At 70.0% G+C, this 18860-nt stretch carries 18 protein-coding genes; 6 read left to right on the top strand and 12 right to left on the bottom strand.

Annotated features, from left to right (window positions below):
* Positions 1-30: 30 nt before the first annotated feature.
* Together ACODT5_RS07570 and ACODT5_RS07565 are read right to left on the bottom strand one after the other, a co-directional pair.
* Positions 31-561, bottom strand: a complete 531-nt coding sequence (locus tag ACODT5_RS07570; protein ID WP_422519585.1) for a class I SAM-dependent methyltransferase — start codon at positions 559-561, stop codon at positions 31-33.
* A 145-nt stretch (positions 562-706) separates the two neighbouring features.
* On the bottom strand, positions 707-1072 hold the full coding sequence (locus tag ACODT5_RS07565; RefSeq protein ID WP_422518406.1) for a DF family (seleno)protein: 366 nt from the start codon (positions 1070-1072) through the stop codon (positions 707-709).
* A 339-nt stretch (positions 1073-1411) separates the two neighbouring features.
* Between ACODT5_RS07565 and ACODT5_RS07560 the strand changes: the two genes are divergently transcribed.
* Positions 1412-2497 (top strand): IS630 family transposase, encoded by a 1086-nt coding sequence (locus ACODT5_RS07560; RefSeq protein WP_422518405.1) that lies wholly within the window; start codon positions 1412-1414, stop codon positions 2495-2497.
* Between the two features lie 105 nt (positions 2498-2602).
* Here ACODT5_RS07560 and ACODT5_RS07555 read toward each other — a convergent pair whose 3' ends face one another.
* From ACODT5_RS07555 to ACODT5_RS07540, 4 genes are all read right to left on the bottom strand, one after another.
* On the bottom strand, positions 2603-3532 hold the full coding sequence (locus ACODT5_RS07555; protein WP_422519584.1) for a DUF4331 family protein: 930 nt from the start codon (positions 3530-3532) through the stop codon (positions 2603-2605).
* Between the two features lie 131 nt (positions 3533-3663).
* Positions 3664-4065, bottom strand: coding sequence for a hypothetical protein (locus ACODT5_RS07550; protein ID WP_422518404.1), 402 nt, complete (start codon positions 4063-4065; stop codon positions 3664-3666).
* A gap of 435 nt (positions 4066-4500) precedes the next feature.
* On the bottom strand, positions 4501-5268 hold the full coding sequence (locus tag ACODT5_RS07545) for a hypothetical protein (protein WP_422518403.1): 768 nt from the start codon (positions 5266-5268) through the stop codon (positions 4501-4503).
* The gene (locus ACODT5_RS07540) at positions 5265-6602 is read right to left on the bottom strand and encodes a right-handed parallel beta-helix repeat-containing protein (protein ID WP_422518402.1); all 1338 of its coding nucleotides are present in this window, start codon (positions 6600-6602) and stop codon (positions 5265-5267) included. The genes ACODT5_RS07545 and ACODT5_RS07540 overlap by 4 nt, the downstream gene beginning before the upstream one ends.
* 78 nt (positions 6603-6680) lie before the next feature.
* On the opposite strand from ACODT5_RS07540, the gene ACODT5_RS07535 reads away from it, so the two are divergent.
* Positions 6681-7838 carry a Dyp-type peroxidase gene (locus ACODT5_RS07535; RefSeq protein WP_422518401.1) on the top strand — a complete coding sequence of 386 codons (1158 nt, stop codon included), beginning with the start codon at positions 6681-6683 and terminating at the stop codon, positions 7836-7838.
* 147 nt (positions 7839-7985) lie between these two features.
* Positions 7986-10196 (top strand): SdrD B-like domain-containing protein, encoded by a 2211-nt coding sequence (locus ACODT5_RS07530; protein ID WP_422518400.1) that lies wholly within the window; start codon positions 7986-7988, stop codon positions 10194-10196.
* Positions 10197-10657: 461 nt separating this feature from the next.
* On the opposite strand, the gene ACODT5_RS07525 is transcribed toward ACODT5_RS07530, so the two are convergent.
* From ACODT5_RS07525 to ACODT5_RS07510, 4 genes are all read right to left on the bottom strand, one after another.
* Complete coding sequence (locus tag ACODT5_RS07525; RefSeq protein ID WP_422518399.1) at positions 10658-11473, bottom strand: alpha/beta fold hydrolase; 816 nt, start codon at positions 11471-11473, stop codon at positions 10658-10660.
* A gap of 357 nt (positions 11474-11830) precedes the next feature.
* Positions 11831-12676: a proline iminopeptidase-family hydrolase gene (locus tag ACODT5_RS07520; protein ID WP_422518398.1), complete on the bottom strand. Its 846-nt coding sequence runs from the start codon at positions 12674-12676 to the stop codon at positions 11831-11833.
* A gap of 176 nt (positions 12677-12852) precedes the next feature.
* Positions 12853-13506 carry a DUF1326 domain-containing protein gene (locus tag ACODT5_RS07515; protein ID WP_422518397.1) on the bottom strand — a complete coding sequence of 218 codons (654 nt, stop codon included), beginning with the start codon at positions 13504-13506 and terminating at the stop codon, positions 12853-12855.
* Positions 13507-13570: 64 nt separating this feature from the next.
* Entirely contained in the window at positions 13571-13837 is a 267-nt protein-coding gene (locus ACODT5_RS07510) for a hypothetical protein (RefSeq protein ID WP_422518396.1), read from the bottom strand.
* Between the two features lie 111 nt (positions 13838-13948).
* On the opposite strand from ACODT5_RS07510, the gene ACODT5_RS07505 reads away from it, so the two are divergent.
* The gene (locus ACODT5_RS07505; protein ID WP_422518395.1) at positions 13949-14569 is read left to right on the top strand and encodes a DUF1326 domain-containing protein; all 621 of its coding nucleotides are present in this window, start codon (positions 13949-13951) and stop codon (positions 14567-14569) included.
* 94 nt (positions 14570-14663) lie between these two features.
* Here the strand turns inward: ACODT5_RS07505 and ACODT5_RS07500 are convergent, their stop codons facing one another.
* Complete coding sequence (locus tag ACODT5_RS07500) at positions 14664-15497, bottom strand: DUF2182 domain-containing protein (protein ID WP_422518394.1); 834 nt, start codon at positions 15495-15497, stop codon at positions 14664-14666.
* Between the two features lie 62 nt (positions 15498-15559).
* The gene (locus ACODT5_RS07495; RefSeq protein WP_422518393.1) at positions 15560-17761 is read right to left on the bottom strand and encodes a heavy metal translocating P-type ATPase; all 2202 of its coding nucleotides are present in this window, start codon (positions 17759-17761) and stop codon (positions 15560-15562) included.
* Positions 17762-17895: 134 nt separating this feature from the next.
* On the opposite strand from ACODT5_RS07495, the gene ACODT5_RS07490 reads away from it, so the two are divergent.
* Both ACODT5_RS07490 and ACODT5_RS07485 read left to right on the top strand, forming a co-directional pair.
* On the top strand, positions 17896-18306 hold the full coding sequence (locus ACODT5_RS07490) for a heavy metal-responsive transcriptional regulator (RefSeq protein WP_422518392.1): 411 nt from the start codon (positions 17896-17898) through the stop codon (positions 18304-18306).
* Positions 18307-18358: 52 nt separating this feature from the next.
* Positions 18359-18763: a hypothetical protein gene (locus tag ACODT5_RS07485; protein ID WP_422518391.1), complete on the top strand. Its 405-nt coding sequence runs from the start codon at positions 18359-18361 to the stop codon at positions 18761-18763.
* Positions 18764-18860 lie beyond the last annotated feature (97 nt).

Here is an 18860-nt window from a genome sequence, read left to right as displayed (position 1 = left end):
TCCCCGGCTCCGTGGCGACACAGGAGGGCGTCATAGGAATTGTGCTGATGGGGGCAGGGTCTGGGTGACGCGCCACAGGCACCGGGGAAGGTCGCCTTCCTCGAAGGGGTGGACCTCCTCCAGGGTCCAGCCGTCGGCGAGCGCGTCGACGAGGTGGCGGGGGAAGAAGTGCACGGCGAACCCGCCGCGCTCGTAGATGTCGTCGCCGTGGGCAATGCCCGTGCCGTAGTGGGCATCGCCGATATGCCGGACGGTGTAGACGAACGTGCCGCCCGGCCGCAGCACCCGGCGCACCTCGTTCACCAATCTGCGGATCTCCTGGGTGGACAGGGCCATGCACAGCAGCATGTGCGCGAAGACCGCGTCCACGCAGCCGTCCGTGAACGGGAGGGGCTCACGCACATCGTGGACGGCTGTGGTGACCCGCTCGGCGACGCCCTGCTCCCGGGCGGCCTTCTCCAGCTGCTCCAAGCCGGTCGTACTGAAGTCGGTGGCCAGGACCATGAACCCCGCACCGGCGAAGTAGAGAGCGTCGCGGCTGTGGCCGGCGCCGAGTTCCAGTACGTCCTGCGCCCCAGCCGCCCGGAAGACCGCCGAGGCATGGGCCAGGGGGCGGAAGGCTGCCCGCCATACATGCCGGGATGGGCGGTATAGGTGCTCTGCCAGTGGCGCCGCTGCGCATCCGCCAGATCCTTCTCGCTGTCCTTCACAGACCCTGTTTCCCTTCGTGCCCCGGGCCGGCTCCGGTGTCGCCGCAGGTCCGGCCGGGGGTGCTGGTCAGTGCCTGCCGCAGCTGCTCTGGGCTGGGGAGACCAGAGAAGCCGTCGGCTGTCCGATACACCCGGCACGCCAGGGCCGCCCGGCGGCCGGGCTCGGCGAACGGATCGTGCCCGTCGATGAGGAAGGTCGGGGAACCGGTGAAGCCCGCCCTCTCCGCCTGATGCTGGTCGGTGATCACGCGCGTGGTGACCTCGACGCCGTCCAGGCCGAGTTCGGCGAGCACATGGCGCACCCGGGCGGCGGCGGCCTCGGAGTGGGGGCAGTCCGCTACGGCCAGGATCTCGATGTTCATGTCTTCAGGATCACGCACATCGGGCCCGGCGGCCGCCCTCTGCTGCTGGGCCAGGGCTTGCGCCATGGGGGCGGTCTGACGCGCGGGCCCAGGCGCAATGCGCTCGACCGTGGTAGAGGACCTGGTACAGGTGTCCGGCGGAGTGGGGTGCCAAGCAGGAGGGCTCCGAGGTGCTCGCGGGCGCACCGAACGGCACCCGAGCCCTTGGGGTGCGGGTCGAGCGGGACCCCCTTCCTAGTGATCTGGTTTTGAGGTCTGAGCTCGCCTCATGAGTCGTGTTCCGTTTGAGATCTTGGGGTTCGCCTGACGTGACCGGCTTGCGGCCGGTGTCCTGGATGGATGGGTGATACCAGGCTGCCGCCGGTCGTGCTGTCGGATGCCGAGCGGTTGACGTTGGAGGACTGGGCCAGACGGCGTTCGACCGCGCAGGGTCTGGCTCAGCGTGCGCAGATCGTGCTGGCGTGCGCGCGGGGATGGAACAACACGGTGGTGGCCGCGCGGCTGGGTATCGAGCGCAAGACGGCGGCCAGATGGAGGAGGCGGTTCCTGCGGGACCGCCTCGACGGGCTGGCTGACGAGCCGCGGCCCGGGGTACCGCGGACCATCACCGATGCCCAGGTGGAAGAGGTGGTGGTCCGCACCCTCGAGGAGGTGCCTGCGGGCGGGACGCACTGGTCGAAGCGGGAGCTGGCCAAGGTGGTGGGGATCTCGCCGGCGAGCGTGCTGAGGATTTGGCATGCCTTCGGCCTGCAGCCGTGGCGGACCGAGACCTTCAAGATCTCTCCGGACCCGTTCCTGATCGACAAGATCCGTGACGTCGTCGGTCTCTACCTCGCCCCGCCGGCCAACGCGGCTGTGTTCGCGGTGGACGAGAAACCGCAGATCCAGGCCCTGGAACGGACCGCACCGGTGTTGCCGATGCTGCCAGGGGTGCCCGAGCGGCGGAGTTTTGACTACGTTCGGCACGGGACCGTCGATCTGTTCGCCGCGTTGAACACGGCGACGGGCAAGGTGATCACGAAGCTGTCCGCGCAGCATCGGGCCGTGGACTTCCGTGACTTCCTCGACGAGATCGACCGCCAGACCGATCCCGGTCTGGCGGTCCACGTGATCTGTGACAACCTCTCCGCCCACAAGGCGCCCGTGGTGCACAAGTGGCTGCTGGCGCATCCCCGCTTCCACCTGCACTTCACGCCTACGTATTCGTCGTGGATCAACCAGGTCGAGCGGTGGTTCGCCGAACTGGAACGACGCTGCCTCGCACGCGGAGTGTTCTGCTCTCTCGACGACCTCAAGGCCGGGCTAGAGAGCTGGATCAAGGTCTGGAACGACGAGGCCCGACCCTTCAAGTGGACCAAGACCGCCGACCAAATCCTCGACCGCATCTGCCGCTACTGCGACAGGATCTCAAAACCGGATCACTAGGCGTCATGGCCCGGACCGTGGCGATGGTCGCCTAGGCGTCCGGGATGAGTGATCAACCTCGCTCGCACAGCCCACTCGATGTCCATGGGCGGTCCACGAATCGGGTCAGCCGCCGGCCGGCAAGGGATGTGGGGTGCCGAGGTAGGGGAAATCGGGCAGCAGGTCGGTGTGCGGGCCGATGTGGTCGGTGGTGATCTTCCCGTTGGAGAGCATGGTCAGGCGGGCTGAGGTGACGTCGTCGGTGAGGGTCCGGCCGTTGGGGTAGGCGGCGGGCTTGGCGCGGTCGTAGCGCAGGATGTCCGGCAGAACGGTGCGCAGGGCCTGCTCGGCGGCGTGGGGGTCGTAGTTGCCGAAGTGCTGGAGTGCCGCGGTCCATGGCTCGTGGTAGGTGTCCCAGTCCTCGGCGGGTTCGCCCTCGTTGTAGGTGTCCTTGGCGTCCTCGGCGTTGAAGTACGCGGTCAGGGAAGGGTGGGCACCGCGGTCCACGGACTTGAGCTGTCCGTCCTGGTACAGGCTGACGCGCGCCCACACCCCGATGACCGGGTCGGCGGCGAGCTCGGCGTTCGGCATCTCCAGCACGATGCCGAGGACGTTCTTGTCGGCGCCCCAGTCCACGCCGGTCCACTGGAACTCCTTGACGATGCCGTCCAGGTCGGCGAAGAACGGGTCGCTGCGCAGCCCGGCGGAGAACCGGTATGGGCCGGCTTCGACCACGGTCGGCTCGGGGCCGAACCCGACTGGCGCGTCGGTGATGATCTGATGGCCGCTGACCTCGTGGGCGTGTGCTCGGGCGCCGGTCGCCCGGTAGACGGTGGTGGTCTGTCTTCCCTCACGGGGCGGGGAGAAGACGACGCTGAACGCGATGTCGGCTTGATGGTCCCCGTCGGTGTCGACGTTGATCCGGTACACCGCGTCCGGATGGAAGGCCGCGCCGCCGACGGGCGCGATCGGATGAACGTTCATGATCAGCACGGTGCGGTCACCAGGGACAGTGAATACGAAGAGATCCGTCAGATCGAGCCGGGCGTCGTCCATGGGGGAGCGCAGATTTGGTCCGCTGAGGTGGTGAGACATGACCTCAACATCCACCGCTCACCAGCGCGCAACCCGGCGGCGCGTCGACACGACTCCAGGAGTCACCCATCCGGCCATCGCGGTCCTGCCGATCAGATCAGCCCGGAGGCGTTGCGGCGGCCGGCGGTGCGTTCGGGGTCGTGGATGAAGAAGACGCCGACGAGGGGGACGTCACGCATCCCGTCGGGGGTGTCGATGCGTACGCCGCCAGCACCGTCGAGGTACAGAGTGTGGCCGCTGACGCTGCGCAGGGTTTCGCAGCCCTCCCCGTCCCGGGAGATGACACCGCAGGTGAGGGGCCGGTCGGCTTGGGCCTGTTGGCCCAGGGCGCTGCGCACGAGGAGGCGGCCGGAGGCGTCCCAGGTGGTGGGACTGGTCCAGGTACAGCGGCTGACGGTGTCGGAGAAGATCTGGCGGCGTCCGCTGCCGTCCTGGGCGTCACCGATCCAGATGAGTCGCATCTGCCCGGGCAGCGTGCTGATCGTCTCGAACATGCCGCCACCATCGCACGTCCCTCGGGCCCTGGGCCGCTCACGCGCCGGACTCGCCGAGCCTGGGTCCCGAGCGTGGGCCGTGTGTGGGACGGCCCGCCACGGGCCTTCGAGCGGTTAGGTGCGCGGACCGGACGGTCAGCTGGCACGGAACTGTCTCGTTCGCTGCCATAGCGTGAGGCACGTCCATTAATCAAAGCTGGCTGCTGTGCTTATCGGACCCCGGTGTCCCGCCCTCGTCGGAGGAGCGGGACACCGCCGTTTGTGGTCACGGAGATCCCCGTGCTGACCGTTTCCTCTTCTGCGCGTTACAGAGCTCCCGGATGGCCCCGGACCGTGCTGGGGATCTCTTCGGCAGCCGAGTCAGGGCGGCAAACAGCGGACAGCAGGGGTGACACGGGAGCCCCCGAAATCACCCAGAGGCGGCACGTTGCCCGTTCAGCTCGGGGATGGAGAACTCGGCGGGTTGAGTGGGGCCTGGGTGAGTGCCGGCAGTGGTGACGGCAGCGGGTCCGCGGGGGCCTGGGGAAGTTCCGCGGTCATCCAGTCGCTCTCCCCGCCGGCCCGTGCGCTGAAGCGGAGCAGGCGGCCGTCGTTGTCGATCCAGTAGCGGGTGTTGCCGATTTTGGACTGGTCGGCCCCGGCGGTCGGGGCGGCGGGGCCGGCTACGACGATGACCGGGGCCTTGGCCACGTGGTCCTGCCTGACCAGGCGCGCGCTGCTACGGGCGAGGAGCTGGGCGTTGTCGGGGCGGTCGGTGCCCAGGTTGAGCAACAGGAGAAGGGCTGCGTCGAGCGGTGAGGCGTGCGGGGTGAGGCGGTGTGCTTGCCAGCCGGTGGCGGGGGGCTGTTTCGGGAGGCCGCCGGGCCAGTTGGGGCGCGTGGTGACGCTGGTGAGGTTCCACTGGATGAGCTCTCGGGCCGGCGATTCGGCGTCCGCGCGGATTTCGGCGTAGCCGAGGTGGCGGCGCCAGTCGATGCGGCCGGTGAGGGTGATGGTCCGGCCCCGGGAGGGGATGGTCATGGTGACGTTTCCCGTGCCGCGCCGGTACGTCGCGAAGCGGGCCAGCGCGACGCGGTCTGCCTCCTCGGCGGTGAGGGGCCGGGGGGCTCCGTCCTCGGCCTCGGGCTGTCCTGATCCGGAGCAGGAGGTCAGGGCGAGCCAGCAGGTCAGCACGGCTGCCACCGCAGCGCGGACCCGGGTCATCGGCCGTCCCGGCTGGACGCGGCGAGCAAGGTCGCGGCGGGCACCGGGACGGTCGCCGGGTCGACGGGCTCCGGGCTGCCGGGGGCGGGAGCGGCGGGCGCCGTGGCGGCCTGCGGAAGCTGCGGTTGGGCAGGGGGGAAAGGGACGTCGAGGAAGGGCAGGCCGACCGGGGCGGGCGGGGTGTGCACTGCGGTCCCGGGGCCCGAGGTGGGGCTGTCGGGACCGGGGCAGTCCATGGTGTCCGCCAAGTCCGCCGGGAGCGTGCGGCCCGGGAGGTCGTCGAAGCAGTTCCCGCTGCCGGGGGCGTGCGGTGAGGCGAGGTATGCGGCGTCGAGAGCGTTGGCGGCGAAGATGTTGCCGATAACCTTGTTCCCCATCGGGGGCATGTCCTCGGACGAGGAGAGGATCAGGCCGGCGCGGGGGTGGCCCGTGATGCGGTTGTTCTGGATGGTGTTTCTGCGACCGCCGGCGATGCCCAGGCCGATGCCGAAACCGCCGTCGGCCTGTTCGGGGGTGTCCGGGGCGGCGTTGTCGGCGATGAGGTTGCCGACGATGGTTGCACCGGTCTGTGGGGTGAGGGCCTCGAGGTAGTCGGAGCCCACGGTCATCCCGACTCGGTTGCCGGTGAAGCGGTTGCCGACGACCCACAGGGGGCCGCTGGCGTTGGTGCCCTCGTAGCCGACGGCGTTGCGCTCGGCGACATTGCCCCGCACCAGGATCTCGCACGGCTTGCACTGGCCGACGTACAGGCCGGAGTCGGCGCTTCCGGAGGCGTAGTTGTGCTCGATGGTGCCGCGGCGGGCGTTGAAGGCGTAGATGCCGTAGAGGCCGTTGTTGGCGGCGGTGACGTAGCGGACGCGAAAGCCGTTCAGGGGAGGGTTCGCCGCCGGGTCGAGGCGGTGATAACCGTCGCTGCCGCGGCCGATGCCTTCGCCTCCGTTCTTCATGCCGGTGACGAGGACGCCGTTCTGGAGGTGGCTGCGGACGGTCAGGTTCTCCACGGTCACGCCGGGGGCGGTGACCACGATGCCGTTGCCGCGCCGGCCTTCGCCGTCGATGACGACACCATTGCGGTCGGTGCCCCGCAGCGTTACCTGTCCCGTACGGATGTGGACGGTCTCGCGGTAGCGGCCCGGGGAGACCAGGACCAGATCCTGGGGACGGGCCCGTTCCAGGGCGGAGGTGATGGTCGGCGCCTGGGCGGGGACGCGGATCACGGCCGGGGCGCGGGGGGCATCGTCGGCGGGCCCGGCCGCGTGCGGACTGCAGGCGGCCGTCGCGGCGCAGGCGAACAGCACGGCTAGGAACCGGAGTCGCAGGTGGGGGGCGGGCACGGCGTGAGGTCCTCATCCGGGCAGGCGGTGCCGGCCGCAGCGGATCGGCGGCCGATCAGTCGTGCGTAGAGTACTCACATGACCACGCAGAGTGACAACCCTTCGGTGGTTCGACGTGCGTTGCTGGGCGTGCTGCCCGCCGTCGCCTCACTGAGCGGGTGCCGGTCCGGCGCCCCTACGCCGCCCGCCTCCGGCCCGCGCCCGGTAGACGGGCGGCCGCCCGGCGCGGTGTTGGCCTCGGGCCCGCGCCAGGCCGGGGTCGACCGCCCGACACAACCGCAGACCCACGCCGTGGTGTCGGTGTACGACTTCCCTCCGGGAGCCGACCCCGCCCGAGTGGCCGCGCGCCTGGGCGAAGCCATCCTGGAGCTGACCGGGAAGCCCCGGATCACCATTGGGCTGGAGGTCGGGGACCTGACCGTGACGGTGGGCATGGGACCGCGACTTGTCGGCCTCGCCCATCAGGGCGTGGCTGGCGGGCTGGAGTTGCCGGCCTTCGCCGGCGAGGAGCGGACCGCCGACGCGTGGGGTGGCGACTTGCTGGTGCAGACATGTGCGGGCGACCCCGTCGCCGCGGTTCTCTCCGATACGCACCTGAGTGCTCAGCTGACCTCCGACGGCGCCTCGCGCCGCTGGTCGCAGACTGGATTCCGGCCGCCGGGCGGCGGAGCGGTCCGCAATCTGCTGGGCTTCCCGGACGGCATCGAGAACCCCCACACCCGCTCCGACTTGGAGCGGGAAGTGTGGCTGCCCGAGCCCGCCGCGTTGGCCGACGCCACGATCGCGGTCGTACGAAGGCTGCGCATCGACGTACCCGCGTTCCTCGCCCAGCCCCCGGCCCGACAGGAGGAGGTGATCGGGCGGCGCAAGGCAGATGGCGCACCGCTGAGCGGCGGGGATCCGGCCGACCGGCTCGACCTGGCGGCGAAGTCGGCGCGCGGCCGGTACCTGGTGCCTGCCATGGCCCACGCACGGCGGGCCAATCCGAACGCCACGGGCAGCGGCCGGATGCTGCGCCGGGGGTACAGCTATCACAACGACCCCACGGACCAAGGGCTGCTGTTCATCAGCTTCCAGCGGCAGTTGCGCACCTTCACCGCTACCCAGCGACGCCTCGACGACGGCGACGACCTGATGCGGTTCGTCACCGCCACCGCATCCGGGGCCTTCCTCATCCTTCCGGGTTTCAGCCCCGAAAAGCCTCTCGGAAGTGGCGTTTTCGCAGGTCGCCGCTGAATCCGTTCTGCACATCTCACCCCATCCAGGGGCGAGTCACTCGAAAGTGCGAATCTACCGACAGGGCCTTTCGGGAAAGATCAACATCCCAAGATCATGGTCACGCAACGTGTTCATCACCACTGTGTGTGACATGGAGGAAGAGCTGTGAAAGCCCTGAGGAAGGCCATGGTGGCGCTCGCCGCCGGTCTTGCCCTGACCACCGGAGTCCTACAGCAACCCGCGGCCGGAGCGGACCCGGCAGACGGCACGGCCCGCATCAAAGTCGTCCGCGACTCCAACACCAACGGCCGCCATGATCCCGCTTCCGAGCTCCCGGCGGCCGGCATCACCGTCGAGCTGACCGACTACGAAGGCAACGTGGTCAGCGGAATCACCGGCCCCGACGGATACGCGGTCTTCCCGCCCAACACCGTCCTCACCGGCGGCAAGTACTACGTACACATCAAGATGCCCAACGGCTCCTTCCTCCAGCCCACCTTCGGCGCCGCCGGCGGCCTCGCGTCGAACGCCGCCATCATCGACGTGACCAACGGGGACGCCGAACTGACCATGGGCGTACGCAACCCGGCGGACTGGTGCGAGGACGACGCCCGGCTGAGTACGGTCTGCCAGGTCGCCGCCACCAAGTCCAACGGTGTCCGCACCACGGTCACCTTCCCGTTCCGCGAACGCGGTGACAGCAACAGCGGCAACACCACCACCCTCGCCACCCGCACCGACACCGGCAACACCTACGGTGTGGCCTACCACAAGCAGCAGCGCCGCATCTTCACCGGCGCCCACGCCAAACGGCACACCGTCTACGGCCCCTCGGGGCAAGGCGCCATCTACGTCACCCCCCGGGACGGCGGAGCCACCACCCTCTTCACCACCGTCCCGAACACCGGCACCACCGCGCACCAGGACTCGGTCCGCTTCGACGGCCCCTTCGTCGGCGCGGTCGGCAAGGAGTCACTCGGCGACATCGACATCTCCGAGGACAACCGCCAGCTGTTCGCCGTCAACCTCAACGACCGCAGGCTGTACACCTACAACGCCACCCAGCCCACCGCCGCCGCGCCGGTGACATCCGTGGCCATCCCCAACCCGGGCTGCCAGGCAGCCGGCGACTGGCGGCCCTTCGGCCTCGGCGTGCGGGACGGGGTCGTCTACGTCGGCGGGGTCTGCTCCGCGGAGTCCTCCCAAGCCGCCGCCAACCTCAGGGCGGTCGTGTGGACGTACAACCCCGTCACCGCGACCTTCGCGGCGGCGCCGCTCTTCCAGCAGCCGCTCACCTTCCCCCGCGGCGAGGTCAACGTCGGCGTCCCCGGCTTCAACCGCTGGTTCCCGTGGACGGCCGGCGCCTCCACCTTCCCCCAGCAGCTCGTCGCCCACCCCGAGCCCGAGCTCAGTGACATCGCCATCGAGAGCAACGGCGACATGGTCCTCGGCTTCCGCGACCGGTTCGCGGACATGGGCGGCCACGAAATGCCCAACGCCAACCCCTCCTACACCAACAGCGCCATCACCGACTCCGGCGGCGACCTCAACCGCGCCTGCCGCAAGCCCAACGGCACCTTCGAGTGGGAGGGCACAGGCTCCTGCCCGAACAACGCCCCCACGCGCCCCAACGGCGGCCAGCCCGCCAACGTCGTCGAGTTCTACCCCGGCGAGTTCGTACCCAACGCCCACCTGGAGACCGCCCAGGGCGCCATCGGCCTCCACCTCCGCGAGCAGCGGATCGCCTCCACCGCCATGGACCCGGCCAGTCAGTTCTTCACCGGCGGCACCGCCTACTTCGACCGCCTGACCGGAAGCCGCGGCGCCAACCCCGGCGAACAGGGCTTCACCCTCCAAAAGCTCAACGACCCGCTCGACGGCGGCTTCGGCAAGGCCAACGGCCTCGGCGACCTCGAAGTCCTCTGCGACGAGCCGGCCGTCCAGATCGGCAGCCGCGTCTGGTACGACCGCAACAAGGGCGGCGCCCAGAGCGTCGACGACGACGAACCCGGCATCCCCGGAGTCACCGTGCAGCTCCTGGCCGACGACGGCAGCCTGCTGGCCACCGTACGCACCGGCGCCGACGGCGCCTACTACTTCGGCCCCGAGCACGGCCTCCGCCCCAACACCAAGTACAAGGTCCGCTTCGACAAGTCCACCGCCGACACGAGCGTGATCAACTCCCGCCGCCCGCCTGCCGCAAGCGGCCTCGTCTGGTCGCCCGTGCAAGCCATCGGCGCCCCCGGCGACCTCAACTCCGACGCCGTCCCCGACACCACGCCCACCGGCCAGTTCGCCACCACCGAAGTGACCACCGGCGCACCCGGCACCGTCGACCACACCATCGACGCCGGCCTCTTCATCAACCGCCTCTGACCCAGCCAGCCGGTCGCCGCCACCTGTGCCCACATGAGTGGCGGCGACTCCACCCTGACCCCACGTGCCAGTCAGGACGATAGCCAGCGGTCAACAGGGGCGCGCCGAGAGCCCCGACATCACCCTCAGGAGCCATGTTTTCGCAGGTCATCGCACTTGTAGACACCAAGTGCCGGGTGCTTCCCAAGCTTACGGCGCGGGTTCGATGCCCGCCATCCGCCCTTGGAGGAAGGCCCACGCCAGCGACCCGGGCCTTCTTCATTGTTTAGACCCCTACGGCATTGGCGTGCCCTCCCCGTACCCCACCTCGCAGGAATACTCCGGCCAGGGAGCCTCTGGAACGCCACTCGCACCGCCCCAGCGAAGCGCCGTCTCGAATTGCGAGGCAATTCAAGCGACTTACGCCATCCTGCCGCGCGGAATGGTGAATTCGCTTACGCAAGACGGTGGTTGGCTCAAGATTAGGCTCCGCGGGCGAATCCGGTCAGTGCGGCCACGTACTCCTGCGGATGAGTGATGTGGGGGATGTGCCCCGCCCCCTCGATAGTCTGCCGCTTTGCCTGGGGCATCGCTGCGGCCAGCCGGTCGAGGACCTTTGAGAACCACGCTGGGCTCTCGGACCCGCGGCTCAGCAGCACCGGCATGGTGCAGGCGGTGAGTGCGTCGAGGTCGAGCGTGGCCCAGCCGGGGTCGGTCTGCTCATCCAGCCAGGTGGGGGCATGCGTCACGAGCGTGCCGCGGAAATCGTCGGGCAGCCGGTCCCACATACCGGGGCCCAGCGCGATTTCCTCCACGAACAGGCGCGCGCCCTGCTCGTTCTCCCCCTTGCGCAGGTGGTCCATGGCGGCGTCGACGGAGATCATCGCCGGCTGGAGCTCTGCCATGGACTCTGGGTCGTCGGCCACGACGGCGATGAGCGGCGGCTCGTGCAGCGTGAGGCTGCGGAACAGCTCGGGACGGCGTGCGGCCAAGGCGAGCACGATCGACGCGCCGAAGGAATTGCCGGCGGCGTGTACGGGGGCGAGCCCGAGCTGCTCGATCAGCGCGGCGAGATCGTCCTCGTCCTGGCGCCGCGTGCCCTGGCCTGGCACGGTTTCACTGCGGCCATGGCCGCGGCGGTCATAGGCGACCACGGTGAACGAGGCTCGGATGTCGGCCTCGATCGCGGGCTTCCAGCTGGTGTGGTCGTTCCACGACCCGTGGACGCATACGAGCGGATCGCCCTCGCCGACGAGCTCGTAGTAGAGATCGACACCGTTGGCGCGTACCTGTGGCATGCCATAGCTCCTGGGGGAGGGGAAGGGCGGCGGGTTTCCAGTGATCACCCGCCGCACCGTTCCCTACCAGTCCCGTCCGGCAACACGTCCGCTGCCACGCCGTCATGGGGCCCGGTCGAAGTCGATCACCACGTCCGGGCCCACCGGGTGGGTGTGGCAGGCCGGTCGAAGCCGGCGTCGCGGTCGGCTTCGTCGAGGTCGCAGTCGCCGAACGAGGTCAGGATGTGCAGCGGGAGGGGCACGCAGGCCGGCTCGTACGCCGTGAGGGCGAGTGTGCGCCGTCGACCGACCGTACGGCGTAATCCTCGAGGTTTCCGGCGCGGTACTGCGGCCGTCGCCCGGGCCGTTCCTGGCTCGCTAGGGGAGGGCGGACGCCTCGACTTTGGTGAGGAAGGAGTTGAGGACCTCACGGTAGTGGTCCGGTTCTTCCGCTGAGGGGAGGTGGGAGCTCTGCTCGAAGAGGACCCATTCGGCGCCGGCGATGCCGTCCGCCAGGGGGCGGACCACGGCGGGGGTCGTGAGGTCGTGGCGGCCGGAGGTGATCAGGACGGGGAGGTCCAGCTCGCCCAGGCGAGGGGTGACGTCCCAGTCCTTGAGGTTGCCGGTGATGTCCCATTCCTTGCCCCACATGATCCCGTACACGTCGTGGTTCATGTTCGTGAAGGAGCGGACGAGGTGGTCGGGCCAGGGGTCCAGGCGGCAGAGCCACCGCTGGTAGAAGGCCATGGTGGCCCCCTCCTCGTCCCGGGCGATGGCGGCCCGCGCGTCGGGCGGTAGGGAGTGCTCGAGTCGGCGGGTCTCGGACTCGTACAGGGCCGCGCTGGCCAGGGGGCCGGCCAGGGTGAGGCTGGCCAGGCCGGAGGGGCGGGTGAGGACGTACTCCAGGGCCACCTGGGCACCGAAGGAGTGGCCCAGGAGGTGCAACCGCTCCAGCCCGAGGGCCGACCGGACGGCAGTGACCTCTTGGACGAAGGTGTCCATGACCCACAACGCGGGGTCGTCCGGATGGTCGGAGCGCCCGCACCCGAGCTGGTCGTAGAAGATCACTGCACGGTCGAGTGGCTCCAGGTCGGTCATGCAGTCATGAGGGCAGCCGGGTCCTCCGTTGATCACGAGCAGCGGCAGCTCTTCGCCGGGCTCACCCACGATCTTGTACCAGGTGCGGAGCCCGTGGAACGCTACGAAACCCTCGGTGGCCGCCATGACGCGCCTCCACGTGAGATGGGCACAGCCCCAATGGAACAAGGTCTCGCCATCCCACTCAACCGATGTCCGCCTTGAAGCCAAGTGCTCGTTCTCGGCATGCAGCCGGGCACCGGCAATGGCCCGAAGGCCGGCCCTCTGAATGTGACTCCGACCGTAATCGCCCGGACAGGCCGCTAGTCCGGCCCTGTCCAGTCGAAGGTGATGTGCTTGCTGGACTGGCCTTCCCGGCTCCAGTGGAAGCCGAAGGCGTCGGCGCGGTCCGCGGTGGAGCGGCCCCAGGTGGCGACCTGGCCCGGACCGGTTTCAGAGCCCGGCAGGTTGGTCGACTGAACCCGTGCGCCCTCCGGTGTGGTCGGTCCCGTCAGGGGCACCGCGCTCGCCTCGACGCGGCCGGGGATCGTGGCGCGCCAGCCGCCCAAGTCTTCGTCGACCTCCACTTGGATGGGTGCGAAGTCCATGCCGCGCATCTCGGCGTCCATCATGGTGACCATTTCGGCTGGCCAGCTGCCCGCCTGGCCGCCGAAGATCATTTGCAGGGCTTCGCGCTGCGCGGTGTCGGCACGTTCGTCGAGGAACACCGCCGCGTACGACTCGGTGTGCTCCGCCCATATGTTGCCGACGAAGGAGCCGAGCATCAGCACGTTGAGGCTGTCCAGTGGCACCTCGCCGTAGTTGCCCTCGCGGATGTGCCAGGCCAGGACTCCATCGCATTCACCGTAGGTGGGCAGCTGGGCGAAGGAGCAGGGGCAGGGAACATTGCACCTGCACGTGTCGAACCAGTCCCCGGCCGCGTGCCATCTCGGGACGGTCGCTGTCGTCTCGGACATCTCATCGCCTCCACACGGCCCGCGCCGGGCAGGGAACACGTGGTCGGCAAGCCCCCGCCGGACATCACAGCCGGCGCTCGGCGGCACGGGTCATCTCCTCAATTCTCCCCCTCCTCCTGCGATGGGCAAAGCCGAGGACGCCAGGGCCGAATCGATCTGTACACCCGTGGCGGGTACGCCTAGCCTTGAAGGGAAGGGCTGGCTCCTCGGGCCGGAACAGCGTCCGCAGGTGCGAGTCGGAGATGCATGCTGCCATCGCGCTGGACAGAACCTCTGGCCTGGGCGGCGGGGTGAGGTATGCCGCCGCTGCCGGGGTTAGCGTCGGCTCCATGGCCTGCAGCGTGCCCGCCGAGGGGTCTGCGCGTTCCCCGCCCGCCGCTCTCGACGCCGGCGTCGTCCGCACCGTCGGACGGCGGAACCCCTCCAGCGATCGGGAGCAGTCATGACGTGGAGTATCTCGGGCAACTACCTGGCTGGTTGCTCATGCGCGATGGTCTGCGGGTGCGCCGTCGACGCGAAGCCGCACGACCCGCAAGGACGCGAGGAATGCCTTGGGTGCGCCGCGTTCCATGTGGCGGACGGGCGGTTGGACGACGTTGACCTGTCCGGGGTGACCTTCGCCTTCTACAACCACTTCCCCTCCAACCTGACGGCCGGCAACTGGAAGGTCGGCGTCGTCGTCGACGAGGGTGCCAGCGACGAGCAAGTCGATGCACTCGAGCGCATTGTGTCCGGGCGTGAAGGCGGTGCGTTCGGTGAACTGTCGCAGTTCTACGGCGAGTACCTCGGTGTGGAGAGGGCGAGTGTCTCCCTGACGGACGGGGAGAAGCCCCGGCTCAGCGTCGCTGGGAGGACCGAGCTGGCATTCGAGCCTCTTCGCGGTCCCGATGGTGGGCCTACGACGATGAAGAACGCGATGTTCGGGTTCTCCCCCGAGTTCACCCTGGGACGCACGACCGGCACTTCGACTGCCTTCGGCCTGACCTTCGAGCCGGCGTACGGAGAGCAGTCCGACTACACGTTCTCCAGCGAGCAGCCCGAGGGCGCGCCCGTAGGGCGGTAGCGCGCAGTCGGCCCGTACGTCGAACACGGGAGGAGGACGGTACATGTCTCCTCCCGCGCAGGTGGAGCTTGGCGGGCGACGGCGAGGCTGCCGCTCAGAGCGGGCCGCTCATCTGGTTCATCTCCTCCATCGGCGGCGCGTCCTGAAGGCCCGGCAGCAGCCAGCCCTGGAAGGGAGCGAGAGCCGCCAGGACAAGGAAGGCGATCCCGACGGCCCAGGTGAGCCAGGGGCCCCGCCGCCACAGCTTCTCCAGGAAGATCACCGCGGCCACGGCCGCCATCGCGGCCACGTTCATGAAGCCGAGCGGGATCAGGACGGCCATCAGCCCCCAGCAGCAGCCGACGCAGTACAGACCGTGGTGCGCGCCGACCCGCAGATCCTTCGCCCACGGCCGGAACCGCGAGTACCGCAGCAGCTGGAACATCGGATTGCGGCAATGCCGCAGGCAGACCCGCTTCAGCGGCCCGAACTGATGCAGCCCGGCGAGGAGGAAGGCCCCCGCCCCGATCCAGCGGCCGGCGTCCGGGTTGCCGTCCACCAGGTGTCCGGTCAACGCCAGGGCTCCGTACGCGAGCAGCCCGAACCCGGTCCAGGCCAGCAGATAGCCGCTGACGAATTCGGCGATGTGCAGTGCGCGTGCCGGGCCTGTCGAGCGGCGGCTGATGCCCCGTACCCAGGTGATGGCGACCGGGGCCACCGACGGCAGCATCATCGCCGCCATCATGACCACCCACAGCAATAGGAAGAGCGGCAGCGCCAGTCCCATGGTGCCGGGCTCCATTCCCATGTGTTGGGCTTGCCCGATCGTGAGCACCCACGCGAGTACGGCGATCAGCACCATCAGCGTCCAGCCGACCGCCAGATCCCGCCGGGGCAGAAGGACTCCGGGCCGGGTCGGCGCGGGTGCGTCGAGGTGGACGTGCGGCATGGCGGGCCTCCCAGGGGCGCCGTTGCCCGAGGACATCTCCAGCTCAGCACAGAACCCGCGGGTCAGCGATGCAGCGGCTGGAAGCGGCGTAGCCGCGGGCTGTTGGTGACGACGAAGACGGACGAGGAGGCCATGGCTGCGCCGGCGATCATCGGGTTGAGCATGCCGAGGGCGGCCAGCGGCAGGGCGGCCACGTTGTAGGCGAACGCCCAGAACAGGTTGGCCTTGATCGTACGGAGGGTGCGGCGCGCGAGCCTGATGGCGTCACCGGCGGCCCGCAGGTCACCCCGTACGAGCGTCAGGTCGGATGCGGCGATCGCGGCATCGGTGCCGGTGCCCATGGCCAGACCGAGGTCGGCCTGGGCGAGCGCGGCCGCGTCGTTGACGCCGTCGCCGACCATCGCCACCACGCGGCCCTGCTCCTGAAGCCGCCGGATCTCGGCGACCTTGTCCTCGGGGTGGACCTCGGCGATGACCCGGCCGATGCCGACCTCGGCGGCCACCGCGCGGGCAGCTGCCGCGTTGTCGCCGGTCAGCAGGACCGGGGTGAGCCCGAGCCGCTTGAGGTCCGCGACCGCCTCGGCGCTCGTCGCCTTCACGGTGTCGGCGACCACCAACGCGGCCCGTACCTGCCCGTCCCATGCGGCAAAGACCACCGTGCGTCCCTCGCCCTCTGCCGCGTCCCGGAGGCGGGCGAGTTCGGCCGGCAGCCGCAGCTCCTGCCGCCCCTCCAGCCAGGACGCGCGGCCCGCGTGAACGGTGCGCCCCTCCACGGTCCCGGTGACGCCCCGGCCCTGGGTGTTGGCGAAGCCGGTCACCGGCGGCAGGGAGCCGAGCCGCTCCCGTGCGGCCTGGGCGATCGCGGCGGCGATGGGGTGTTCGCTCGCGTCCTCCAGGGCCCCCGCCAGGCGCAGGACCTCGGCCTCGTCCTCGTCGGCGGCGGGCACGACCTTCACCAGGCGCATCCGGCCCTCGGTGACCGTGCCCGTCTTGTCCAGGACCACGGTGTCGATCCGTCGGGTGGACTCCAGTACCTCCGGCCCGGAGATCAGCAGCCCGAGCTGGGCGCCACGGCCGGTCCCGACCATGAGGGCGGTCGGCGTCGCCAGGCCCAGCGCGCAGGGGCAGGCGATGATCACCACGGCGATGGCAGCGGTCAGCGCGGAGGCTGCGGAGGCGCCGGTCAGCAGCCAGACGCCGAAGGTGCCCGCGGCGAGCGCGATGACCACGGGCACGAACACCGCCGAGATCCGGTCGGCCAGCCGCTGCACGGCCGCCCTGCCCGTCTGTGCCCGCTCCACCAGGACCGCGATCTGCGCCAGCTTGGTGTCCGCGCCGATCCGGGTGGCCCGTACGACCAGCCGGCCGTGGCTGTTGACGGTGGCACCGGTGACCGCCGAGCCCGGCCCGACCTCGACTGGCACGCTCTCGCCGGTCAGCAGTGACTCGTCCACCGCCGAGGCGCCCTCGACGACCTCGCCGTCCGTGGCGATCTTCTCCCCGGGCCGTACGACGAACAGGTCATCGACCGCCAGGTCCTCGACCGGGATGCGTACCTCCGCGCCGTCGCGCAGCACCGCGACGTCCTTGGCGCCCAGGTCCATCAGTGCGCGGATGGCGTCCCCGGCCCTGCGCTTGGCCCGGGCCTCGAAGAACCGGCCGGCCAGCAGGAAGGCCGTCAGGACGACCGCGACCTCCAGATACAGGTGCTCGCCGCCGGCCATGACAACGACGACGCTCCACAGGTAGGCGGCGAGCACACCCAGCGACACCAGGGTGTCCATCGTCGCCGACCCGTGCCGCAGGTTCAGGGCGGCCGCCCGGTGGAACGGCCAGGCGCCCCACACGACCACGGGAGTGGCCAGCAGCAGCGCGCCCCACGGCCAGCCGTCGAACCGAAGCGCCGGAGTCATGGATACGAGGACCACCGGCAGCCCCAGCAGCGCCGAGCCGATCAGCCGCCGCCGAAGCCCGGCGAGGTGGGCGCCCTCGGTGTCCGTCTCGGCTTCCCCCTGCGCGGACTCGCGACCCACCGCCGAGGCCCCGTATCCGATGGCCTCGACCGCATCGATCAGCTGCTCCTGCGACACCTCCGGGTTGTCCCGCGTGACGTGCGCTGTCGCGGTCGCGAGGTTGACCGTCGCGCTCACTCCCGGCAGCTTGGCCAGCTTGCGCTCGACCCGGGCCACGCAGGACGCGCAGGTCATGCCGGTGATGGCCAGCTCTATGGAGTGGCTGGCTTCGGCGGGAACGGTCCGTGCCATGGCGGGGTTCCTCTCGCTTTCCGTCTCGTAGGGAACCGGGCATGGGCGACAGCTCCGCCGGTGCGACCACGCTAAAACCTTGCCCTTAGGGCAAGGTCAAGCGCAGACTGTCGGGCGTACGAACGGAGTCGCCCATGCTCACCGTCGGCCGCATCGCCGCCCAAAGCGGTCTGAGTCCCAAGGCCGTCCGCCTCTACGAGGCCGGCGGACTCATCGACCCGCCCGAGCGCACCTCCGCCGGTTACCGCACGTACCCGGACGACATGGTTCCGGTACTCCGCTTCATCAGACAGGCCCAGGCGCTCGGCCTCAGCCTCAAGGAGATCAAGGGAATCCTCGACCTCCAGCGCAGCGGCGAGCAGCCTTGCGGCCTCGTCACCGATCTCCTCGATCAGCACCTCGCGCACATCGACCGCCGTATCTCCGACCTCCAAGCACTCCGGACGACCCTGCGCAATGCCCGGGCCCAGGCCGATCAGGCAACGGGCCGAGGGGAGAGCGCCGTGGTCTGCCGGATCATCGAAGGTGCGTCGGCGGCGTCCTGAGCCGCGGACGCCCGATCGGAATGGCAGATGAGGGCATGGCCTAGCATGGCGCATGCCGCGACCCCTGCCTCCGTCGCTCCGGACGTGGTCCGGGGTGCTGCTGGTGTGCGCGCTCTTCGCCTGTCTGACAGGGCTCGCGCGTCCCGCGATGGCGATGCCGATGCCTGGGCCGATGGACACCACCCCGCACGTCGCGGTCCGCTTGCACGTCGAGGCCTCGGCCGCCGCCTCGGCCGCCGCCTCGGCGCCGGATCACGGTCCGCGTTGTCCGGTGGCGCAGGAGCAGTGCGTGGCGTCGAAGGTCGTCCTCACGCAGGGCAGCCCGGCAGCCCCGGCGCCCGCGATCACCTCGCACGCGACGGACTGTCCGTCCCGGCTCCCGCGCCCCTGGCCCCATGCCCCGCCTCCGGCGGCGGCCCCTCCTGATCTGCACCGGTTGTGCGTGTCACGGACGTGACGGCCGGCCACCCGCAGGGCTGACGCCCCGCGGGAAGCCGCCTTCCCTCACGTCCGCTTCGGCGCGCCCCGATGTTGCTGCGCGTGCCGTCGTCGCA

Origin of the sequence: Streptomyces tatrensis, from assembly GCF_049310065.1 — a bacterium.
Lineage (GTDB): Bacteria > Actinomycetota > Actinomycetes > Streptomycetales > Streptomycetaceae > Streptomyces.
The sequence above is the reverse complement of the archived record's forward strand: the minus strand, read 5'-3'. Positions and strand labels throughout refer to the sequence as shown.

Excerpts from the sequence above, each read along its gene's own strand:
- ACODT5_RS07555 (WP_422519584.1), bottom strand. The coding sequence starts at position 3,532 with ATGGACGACGCCCGGCTCGATCTGACGGATCTCTTCGTATTCACTGTC.
- ACODT5_RS07495 (WP_422518393.1), bottom strand. The coding sequence starts at position 17,761 with ATGGCACGGACCGTTCCCGCCGAAGCCAGCCACTCCATAGAGCTGGCC.
- ACODT5_RS07505 (WP_422518395.1), top strand. The coding sequence starts at position 13,949 with ATGACGTGGAGTATCTCGGGCAACTACCTGGCTGGTTGCTCATGCGCG.
- ACODT5_RS07500 (WP_422518394.1), bottom strand. The coding sequence starts at position 15,497 with ATGCCGCACGTCCACCTCGACGCACCCGCGCCGACCCGGCCCGGAGTC.
- ACODT5_RS07545 (WP_422518403.1), bottom strand. The coding sequence starts at position 5,268 with ATGACCCGGGTCCGCGCTGCGGTGGCAGCCGTGCTGACCTGCTGGCTC.
- ACODT5_RS07485 (WP_422518391.1), top strand. The coding sequence starts at position 18,359 with ATGCCGCGACCCCTGCCTCCGTCGCTCCGGACGTGGTCCGGGGTGCTG.
- ACODT5_RS07565 (WP_422518406.1), bottom strand. The coding sequence starts at position 1,072 with ATGAACATCGAGATCCTGGCCGTAGCGGACTGCCCCCACTCCGAGGCC.
- ACODT5_RS07490 (WP_422518392.1), top strand. The coding sequence starts at position 17,896 with ATGCTCACCGTCGGCCGCATCGCCGCCCAAAGCGGTCTGAGTCCCAAG.
- ACODT5_RS07510 (WP_422518396.1), bottom strand. The coding sequence starts at position 13,837 with ATGGAGCCGACGCTAACCCCGGCAGCGGCGGCATACCTCACCCCGCCG.
- ACODT5_RS07550 (WP_422518404.1), bottom strand. The coding sequence starts at position 4,065 with ATGTTCGAGACGATCAGCACGCTGCCCGGGCAGATGCGACTCATCTGG.
- ACODT5_RS07535 (WP_422518401.1), top strand. The coding sequence starts at position 6,681 with ATGACCACGCAGAGTGACAACCCTTCGGTGGTTCGACGTGCGTTGCTG.
- ACODT5_RS07515 (WP_422518397.1), bottom strand. The coding sequence starts at position 13,506 with ATGTCCGAGACGACAGCGACCGTCCCGAGATGGCACGCGGCCGGGGAC.
- ACODT5_RS07525 (WP_422518399.1), bottom strand. The coding sequence starts at position 11,473 with ATGCCACAGGTACGCGCCAACGGTGTCGATCTCTACTACGAGCTCGTC.
- ACODT5_RS07520 (WP_422518398.1), bottom strand. The coding sequence starts at position 12,676 with ATGGCGGCCACCGAGGGTTTCGTAGCGTTCCACGGGCTCCGCACCTGG.
- ACODT5_RS07560 (WP_422518405.1), top strand. The coding sequence starts at position 1,412 with ATGGGTGATACCAGGCTGCCGCCGGTCGTGCTGTCGGATGCCGAGCGG.